Annotated in this window: 9 protein-coding genes; 6 read left to right on the top strand and 3 right to left on the bottom strand. The window is 34.4% G+C overall.

Going from position 1 to position 7,703, the window contains the following annotated elements:
* On the bottom strand, positions 1-1,040 hold a 1,040-nt coding region (locus tag OEW78_RS09235; protein WP_300327015.1), incomplete at its 3' end, for a type II glyceraldehyde-3-phosphate dehydrogenase.
* Between the two features lie 81 nt (positions 1,041-1,121).
* Here OEW78_RS09235 and OEW78_RS09230 point away from each other — a divergent pair.
* Positions 1,122-1,823 carry a nucleotidyltransferase family protein gene (locus OEW78_RS09230; RefSeq protein WP_300327014.1) on the top strand — a complete coding sequence of 234 codons (702 nt, stop codon included), beginning with the start codon at positions 1,122-1,124 and terminating at the stop codon, positions 1,821-1,823.
* Positions 1,824-2,151: 328 nt separating this feature from the next.
* On the opposite strand, the gene OEW78_RS09225 is transcribed toward OEW78_RS09230, so the two are convergent.
* A complete protein-coding gene (locus OEW78_RS09225; RefSeq protein WP_300327013.1) occupies positions 2,152-2,574 on the bottom strand; it encodes a cobalamin B12-binding domain-containing protein in 423 nt (140 codons plus the stop codon).
* A gap of 101 nt (positions 2,575-2,675) precedes the next feature.
* Here OEW78_RS09225 and OEW78_RS09220 point away from each other — a divergent pair, with 101 nt between their 5' ends.
* The 3 genes from OEW78_RS09220 (at position 2,676) to OEW78_RS09210 (ending at position 4,379) form a co-directional block, all read left to right on the top strand.
* A complete protein-coding gene (locus tag OEW78_RS09220) occupies positions 2,676-2,939 on the top strand; it encodes a hypothetical protein (RefSeq protein ID WP_300327012.1) in 264 nt (87 codons plus the stop codon).
* 138 nt (positions 2,940-3,077) lie between these two features.
* Positions 3,078-3,980 (top strand): TFIIB-type zinc ribbon-containing protein, encoded by a 903-nt coding sequence (locus OEW78_RS09215; protein WP_300327011.1) that lies wholly within the window; start codon positions 3,078-3,080, stop codon positions 3,978-3,980.
* Positions 3,981-4,049: 69 nt separating this feature from the next.
* Entirely contained in the window at positions 4,050-4,379 is a 330-nt protein-coding gene (locus tag OEW78_RS09210; protein ID WP_300327010.1) for an ArsR family transcriptional regulator, read from the top strand.
* Between the two features lie 5 nt (positions 4,380-4,384).
* Here OEW78_RS09210 and OEW78_RS09205 read toward each other — a convergent pair whose 3' ends face one another.
* On the bottom strand, positions 4,385-4,969 hold the full coding sequence (locus tag OEW78_RS09205; RefSeq protein WP_300327009.1) for a hypothetical protein: 585 nt from the start codon (positions 4,967-4,969) through the stop codon (positions 4,385-4,387).
* A 187-nt stretch (positions 4,970-5,156) separates the two neighbouring features.
* Between OEW78_RS09205 and OEW78_RS09200 the strand changes: the two genes are divergently transcribed.
* Together OEW78_RS09200 and OEW78_RS09195 are read left to right on the top strand one after the other, a co-directional pair.
* Entirely contained in the window at positions 5,157-5,285 is a 129-nt protein-coding gene (locus OEW78_RS09200) for a hypothetical protein (RefSeq protein WP_300327008.1), read from the top strand.
* Between the two features lie 41 nt (positions 5,286-5,326).
* On the top strand, positions 5,327-7,703 hold a 2,377-nt coding region (locus OEW78_RS09195), incomplete at its 3' end, for a M1 family metallopeptidase (protein ID WP_300327007.1).

Genomic DNA, 7,703 nt, shown 5'->3' with positions numbered 1-7,703 from the left:
GCAAAATGTTCTTGTAATTTTTCTTTTTTCTCCTTCATATGAAATATGGATTCCGTGTGTGCAAAAGCTTCAGAATACGATTTTCCAAACAGCATTGCTTGCATCAGCATGTGGTTTTCAGGGATTACAATGCCTGTTTGATCATCAGAATACATCATTTGCACAGTATCGCCAATAGAGGTAGTCATGTTTGCATGAATGTGTATCATGTTGGTATCAGTAAAGTTAAAGCCCATGTTCTGAGCATAATCTCTTACATCTTTAGTCCCCTTTGCAGTCCACAGTGTTGCAACACCAAATTCATTTGTGAATATGTCATGAATTTCAGATGGTTTTGGAGCCGTTCCATTAAATCTAATATCCATGATATGCAGATGCATCTGCCTTGTAGGGACTTTGATTGCACGTACGTATAGTGGAGCATCTTTTCCAAAGTATAGTTTCACATCGTCACCATGATGAGGTTTCTCAGTCATCTCTATGGTATCTGACAGTTTTTTCTCGGTTTGTTCAATATCTGCCCAGCGTCTAACCAGAGTCACATCAAATCTTACTAATTGATCACCAAACTTATCGCGAAGAGGCTCTAAAATTCTCCCCATACCTGTGACATTGCAACTCCCTTGCATGACATGATGTTTTCCCAAGGCCTGATCATAGTTTGCACGAGAATTAAACAACAAATCAGAAACCGCTTCAGAGCCCATTGTGGACTCGCCGCCTTGATAAATTGCAGGGATATTTTTTGGTTCATAGAGATTCTTTTTGTTTTTGTAGCCGTGTCCACCTGGGGCAGCATCTATGACCAAATCAGACTTGTCCAATGCAGATTCAATAGAGCCTGAAATTTTATAATTTGAAAAATCAGATAATTTTGATTCAGGAACATAAACATCAAGTCCTTTAGATATGGCTTCTTGAACTTTTTCATCAGGAGAATATTTTCCAATTCCTACCACGGTAATTTCAGGATCGTCTTTTAGAAAAGAGACAATTCTACTGCCAATTGAGCCGTAGCCGTTAACAAAAACATTCTTCATGATTCAGGTAAAATGTCCCTTTATTTATTTAATTAAACGATAACATATAACCATAAATAAGTCAAGAAAAAAAATATGACGATGAAGGCCGTAATTTTAACAGGAGGTCTTGGGACCAGACTTCAACCATACACGTTATTTGTTCCAAAACCGATGCTGCCTCTTGGAGATAAACCATTACTAGAACATTCAATTAATTGGTTAAAGAAAAATAATATCAAATCAATTGTGTTATGTGTAAGTTATTTACGTAAAAATATTCAAGATTATTTTCAAGACGGAAAAGATTTTGGAGTAGATATCGAGTATGCGATTTCCCATAAACCATTAGCAACAGCAGGTCAGCTCAAAAGTGCAGAAGATTTCATAGATGATACTTTTGTTTGCATGTATGGGGATTCGATATTTAATTTCAGGCTCAAAGATATGATAAAAAAACATCAAAAAAGTAAAGCATTTCTCACTATGTGTTTGTATGAATACAAGTACAAATTACCATATGGCGTAATTGATACGGATAAAAAAGATATCATCACAGCATGGAGAGAGAAACCAGAAATCACATCAAACATCAATACTGGTTGTTATGTTATGGAACCCGAAGTGTTTCCGTTAATTCCAGAAGGGATTCCTTACGGAATGGACAAGGTGCTTAATAAAGCAATGTTAAAAAAGAAAAAATTAAACAGCTTCTTAATTAAAAAAGGATTCACAGATGTTGGGGATATGACATCCTATGAAAAAGCATATCAAGAATTCAAAACCAAACTAGGCAAAATCTAAATTTTTTATGCATATCTGCGTCATTTTCATCTCCAAAATAATAGATGAATCTCAGTGGAGTTGAACTGATGAATTATTAGATAAATGTAAATTATAATTTACATTAATTAATCTACAATTAAAACAAAATCAAAAAATATGCTAATGTAACTGACTCTTACTTGGGCTTTTTGTACTGCATATTCAAAATCACTATCTGATGCAATCAAAATTGTTTTATCTATTTTTTATTCATGCTAAGTTGTACTAGATCAACACCAAGCCTCATGTCTACTTTTTTCAATCTCTAAAAATTACTCAATTAAATAAAAAAGTCCTGAACTCTGAACTAAATTTTTCTTAATTTAGAAACTCCAGTTGTTATATGATCTATGATTGTAGGTAGTGGTGTTCCTGGACCAAATACATGATCAACTCCTGCTTTGACTAAATCCTTATGATCTATTTCTGGAATGACTCCTCCGCCAACTATCAAAACATCGCTGATTCCTTTCTTTTTTAGGGTCTTGACAACTCTTGGGAACAGAGTTCCATGTGCCCCATTTAACAAACTCATTGCAATTGCATCTACATCTTCATCCTCTGCAATTTGCGCAACTCTATCTGGCGTAGCAAAAAGCCCTGAATAGATTACTTCCATTCCTGCATCTCTGAATGCCCTACATAGTACCAGTGCCCCTCTATCATGACCATCTAATCCTAATTTGGCAACTAGAATTTTGATACTTCGAGTTGCTGCTTTTTGTTTCATGATTATAGTTGTATTTTGGGATATTTTAAAAGGTTTATTCTATTTATCCCTGCCCACCTCTTAAAATATATTGATTTAATCTTCAATAATATAGATAACAAATGACTGACGATGTCTGTGATTTTTGTAAAGGTGTAGGCTCCTCGTCTACGAATGTTTGTGTGTATTGTAATGGCACTGGTGAATGGAATCAAGCGGCTCAAGCATATGTGAAAAATCATATTTGTCAATGTATTGTGCTTGACAGAAAATTCTGCCCTGTTTGTAACAAAGCTTGTCATCATGATACGACATTAAATCCTAAGCAAACTATTGACCCTGGTTATGGTGGTAATTCTGCTCCTGAAATAACTGTCATTGCATAACTTGTAAAGCACTAGCACTTTCAACGAAAATACTCACACTTCTTATAGATGAGAAATGTTCTTAAATTATGTCTGAAGGTATAGTTGTTTGCTCTTTATCATTTACCCTCATTTTGACTAACGAGGCCAGAAATTAAAATGGACAATCCAACATGTGCTCGGTGTGGAAAAAACTCTTTGCTAACTGATGAAGTTACGGGAGAAAATTTTTGTGGAAAATGTGGATATGTGATTACTGAAAAATCACAAGAGTCTGGACCTGAGTGGAGATCATTCCAAAAAGATGGCGGTGCTGATCCTGCAAGAACTGGGGCACCTTCATCACTAATGATTCATGATATGGGATTGTCAACTGTCATCAATCCTTTAAACAAGGATGCATCAGGAAAACCTCTTTCAACATCTATGAAAAGTACTATTGAAAGATTAAGAACTTGGGATAGTCGAAGTCAAGTTCATGCCCCTGTAGATAGAAATCTAAGACAAGCATTAAGTGATTTAAATAAATTAAAAGACAAGGTTGCAATACCTGCAAATGTTTTAGAAAAAGCAGCTTACATTTACAGAAAAGCTTTAGAGAAAAAACTCGTTAGAGGAAGATCAATTTCAGCAATGATTGCTGCATCATTATATGCTGCATGTAGAGATACTGAAACACCTAGAACTTTGAAAGATGTTGCTGATGCTGCAAATGTAAAACGAAAAGATATTGCACGATGTTATAGATTGCTACACCATGAACTGGAATTGAAAATGCCTGTAGTTGATTCAATTCAATGTATTGCAAGAATTTCAAGCAAGCTTGAGATATCTGAAAAAACAAAACGTTATGCTGTTAAAGTTCTCAAAGAAGCGCAAGAGCGTAAAGAATCTGCTGGTAAAGATCCGATGGGACTTGCTGCCACTGCCCTTTACCTGTCCTGTGTGAAGAACGGTGTATCTATCACACAACGAGATCTTGCAGAAGCTGCAGGAGTAACCGAAGTAACTATTAGAAATCGTTACAAGGGATTAAAAGCAGAACAATCTGGAAAAGATTAGTTCATTCTGTCTTGCATTGCACACATGTGTCTGCCCAGATATTATATGCTAAAATCACCTAGTTAAAACATGCAAACAATCACACAATTAAAAATTGAAGAACCAGAAAGAAAAGACTCTTTTCTTGAAATCCTTTCTGATAAATATTGTAGATCTATTTTAGAGGCAATTATGGAAACTCCCAAGTCTGCCATAGAAGTGTCACATGAAAAAATTATTCCTCTGAGCACTGTTTACAGAAGAATACAACAACTGCATGATTCAAAAATGATTAGAACTTCTGGTGTAATTACAGAAGAAGGCAAAAGGTTGTTTCTCTACAAAAGTAAAATCAAAGAAGTGAATACATCTTTTAGTGATGGAAAACTAGATGTGCAAGTAGTTTTTAACAAAAACTAGTTTTTTTAATATTCATGTTCACTAAAATCTCCGCCCAGCGCAATTGAGGCAATAACTGTGGATTCTGTTGTTTGACATTTCATTTTTGAGTCTGGCAAAAACTCTTTGAATATTTCTTGTAATAGTTGCTCTGTAAATATGGACCAGTTACCTCCTAATTCATGTTGAATGATGAAATGATGTAATTCTCCTTCAATTCTATGATCTGACTTCATTCCAGATGCACGCATGTAATCTTCTAATGTTTCAATGCATCTTTTCAAATCATATTTTCCTTTGATGAACAATACTGTATCTTTGATTATTGGTTTTATGATATTGATGATTTCATTAACCTCCTCTGCTGTCATTTCGATTCCCAAAGTGTCTAGAATTTTTTTTGGAACTGGAATGATGCCTATTTTTTCTGCAAATCTATCCCATTGGACATATTTTTCTAAAATCTGTCTTGCCATGACATTGTGAGAGATATTTTTATTCATAGCCTCAGTTTCAATCTCTTCTACTAGTTTTATTGGTAAACGATATGTGACACTACGCGTCTTTTCTTTTTTAGGTGTATGTTGCTGTCGTTTTATGGTTGAATCCATCTTACAACTCCCCTGACGAATTAAATATAAAGTTGATTCAAGGATAATTGAAAATCCGTTCTCAAACCTGATAATCATATTTAATTTTAAAACAACTTCTTCCCTTTATCATTACGAGGGAATATGTGCAAACAGGCATCGATTCATTTGAGATATGGGAGAATACTGCAAAAATTGTGAAAAATTCATGAAAAATCCTGACATGACTCATTGTTCAGATGAATGTCTTTTGATCTCCATGAAAAATAGCAAGTCTTTAGATGAATATGGAATTAATGCAATTACATGGGATGAAAGGTCTGATCCTTGGACTTGAAATAGAAAATCTACTTAAAGTGTAATCAAATTATCTCCAATATGGAGATAATCCCAGTTAACTATAATCTAACTTTTGAACCTGATTTAAAAAAATTCATTTTTTCTGGTAGTGAAATTATTACTGCAAACTGTAAAAAATCTACCAATCTAATAACAATGGATTGTGCTGAACTTGAAATCACTTCATGTATAGTTAAATCTCAAGGAAAAATTATCAAATCTCTTCCAAAAACTAATGAGAAAAAAGAAGAACTACAAATCAAACTATCTGAAAAAATTAAAGGAACAATAACAATCGATCTAGAATTTCAAGGAGTCCTAAATGATAGGCTACTGGGATTTTATCGCAGTCAATATGTCCAAAACGGCAAAACAAAATATCTTGCAACCACACAATTTGAAGCAGCTGATGCTAGACGTGCATTTCCATGTTGGGATAAACCTGAGGCTAAATCTACTTTTGATATCTCTATTATTGCAGACAATAAATTTACTGCAATTTCAAACATGCCAATCAAATCAAAGAAAAAGATTGACACCAAAACTATTTACCATTTCTTAAAAACTCCAGCTGTTTCAACATACTTGATTTATCTTGGAGTTGGGGAATTTGAATACCTTACAGGAAAGATTGGAAAAATCCAGATTAGGGTAATTACTACAAAAGGAAACAAATCTAAAGGCAAGTTCTCCCTTGATCTAGGAAAGAAGCTTCTTACATCTTATGAAAAATATTTTGGAATAAAATACCCTTTGCCTAAATTAGATCTAATAGCAGTTCCTGATTTTGCAGCTGGAGCAATGGAGAATTGGGGTGCGATTACTTTTAGAGAAACTATTTTGTTATATGATCCTAAAACATCTTCTACTAGAACTAAACAATTCATAGCTGAAGTAATCTCTCATGAAATTGCACATCAGTGGTTTGGAAATCTTGTTACTATGAAATGGTGGAATGATCTATGGTTAAATGAAAGCTTTGCAACTTTCATGGCCACAAAATTTGTTGACAAATTTTACCCTGAATGGGATTTGTGGAACCAGTTCATAGAAGATGCGATGAATGTTGCAATGGGTCTTGATTCTCTCAAAACCACCCATCCCATTGATGTTAAAGTAAATTCTCCTGCAGAAATTCGAGAAATTTTTGATGCAATTTCCTATGATAAAGGTGGATGTGTGTTGAGAATGCTGGAATATTATGTGGGCGAACCAAATTTCCAAAAAGGACTAAAAAAATACTTGTCTGATTTCAAATATCAAAATGCAAAGGGTCAAGATCTGTGGGATGCAATTGGAAAGGCCTCTAAAATGCCTGTTTCATCCATGGTTAATACATGGTTAAAGCAACCTGGGTTTCCATTAGTTGAAATCAATCAAGATGGTAACATTCTGAAATTAAAACAAAAGAGGTATCTCTTAGAACCTGATAAAAAATTCAGCAAGGGCCTATGGTCTATTCCTCTGTCTCTTGGATTTGAATCTGAGATTTCTAAAAAATTATTCGCCAAAAAATCCACATCCATTAAACTTCCAAAGAATACATTGGGTTTTGTGGCAAATTATGGCCGAAAAGGATTCTATCGTGTAAAATATGATGAAGGAATTTTGCTTGATCTGAAAATGCTGGTGGATGAAAAACGTATTCCTGCAATTGATAGATGGGCAATACAAAATGATTTGTTTTCTTTGTGTGTTTCAGGAGATGAACAAGTTAGAAACTATCTTGACTTTTCTGATGCATATTTTGAAGAAGATAGTTATCTTGCATCTGTTAATGTTGCACACAATTTAGCTTCTTTGTATTTTCGTGCATTTGATGAACCATTTGCCGAAGAAATTAGGGGATATGCAATCAATTACTTTAGAAAACTTTTGTTTAGTTTAGGATGGGAGCCACAAAAGTCCGATAAACATACTGATGCATTACTTCGAGGATTTGCAATTTCTGTACTGGGTAAAATGAATGATGATGATGTCACTGAGGAAGCCCTTAGAAGATATAAGAAATTCCTAAAATCTCCTAATTCCATTTCTCCTGATCTGATAGAACCTATTTGCTCCATTGCGGCATGGAATGGAAATACAAAAACTCATTCTGAATTGACTAGATTATACAAGAATGCAAAGACAATGGAAGAAAAACTTCGATTTCTAGGTGCATTATGTGGTTTCAAAGACAAAAAATTACTTGTTAAATCACTTGATTTCTCTCAAACATCTCATGTTCGCTCACAAAATATGCAATTACCGATTATGAAAGTCGCTGCAAACCCGTATGGTGATAAAATCTTATGGCCATGGCTGAAGAAAAACTGGAAGAATCTTAACAAAAAGGTTGGACATGGAAATCCTCTTTTCAATAGAATTGTGGCAAGTATCGCATCTATTGCAGACGATTCTATGGAAAAAGAAA

The sequence above is a fragment of the Candidatus Nitrosopumilus sp. genome (assembly GCF_029882185.1).
Taxonomy (GTDB): Archaea; Thermoproteota; Nitrososphaeria; order Nitrososphaerales; family Nitrosopumilaceae; genus Nitrosopumilus.
This window is presented reverse-complemented; position numbering and strand designations above follow the sequence as displayed.

Coding starts and splice junctions, on each gene's coding strand:
- OEW78_RS09225 (WP_300327013.1), bottom strand. CDS start 2,574: ATGAAACAAAAAGCAGCAACTCGAAGTATCAAAATTCTAGTTGCCAAA.
- OEW78_RS09215 (WP_300327011.1), top strand. CDS start 3,078: ATGGACAATCCAACATGTGCTCGGTGTGGAAAAAACTCTTTGCTAACT.
- OEW78_RS09220 (WP_300327012.1), top strand. CDS start 2,676: ATGACTGACGATGTCTGTGATTTTTGTAAAGGTGTAGGCTCCTCGTCT.
- OEW78_RS09205 (WP_300327009.1), bottom strand. CDS start 4,969: ATGGATTCAACCATAAAACGACAGCAACATACACCTAAAAAAGAAAAG.
- OEW78_RS09230 (WP_300327014.1), top strand. CDS start 1,122: ATGAAGGCCGTAATTTTAACAGGAGGTCTTGGGACCAGACTTCAACCA.
- OEW78_RS09210 (WP_300327010.1), top strand. CDS start 4,050: ATGCAAACAATCACACAATTAAAAATTGAAGAACCAGAAAGAAAAGAC.
- OEW78_RS09200 (WP_300327008.1), top strand. CDS start 5,157: ATGAAAAATCCTGACATGACTCATTGTTCAGATGAATGTCTTTTGATC.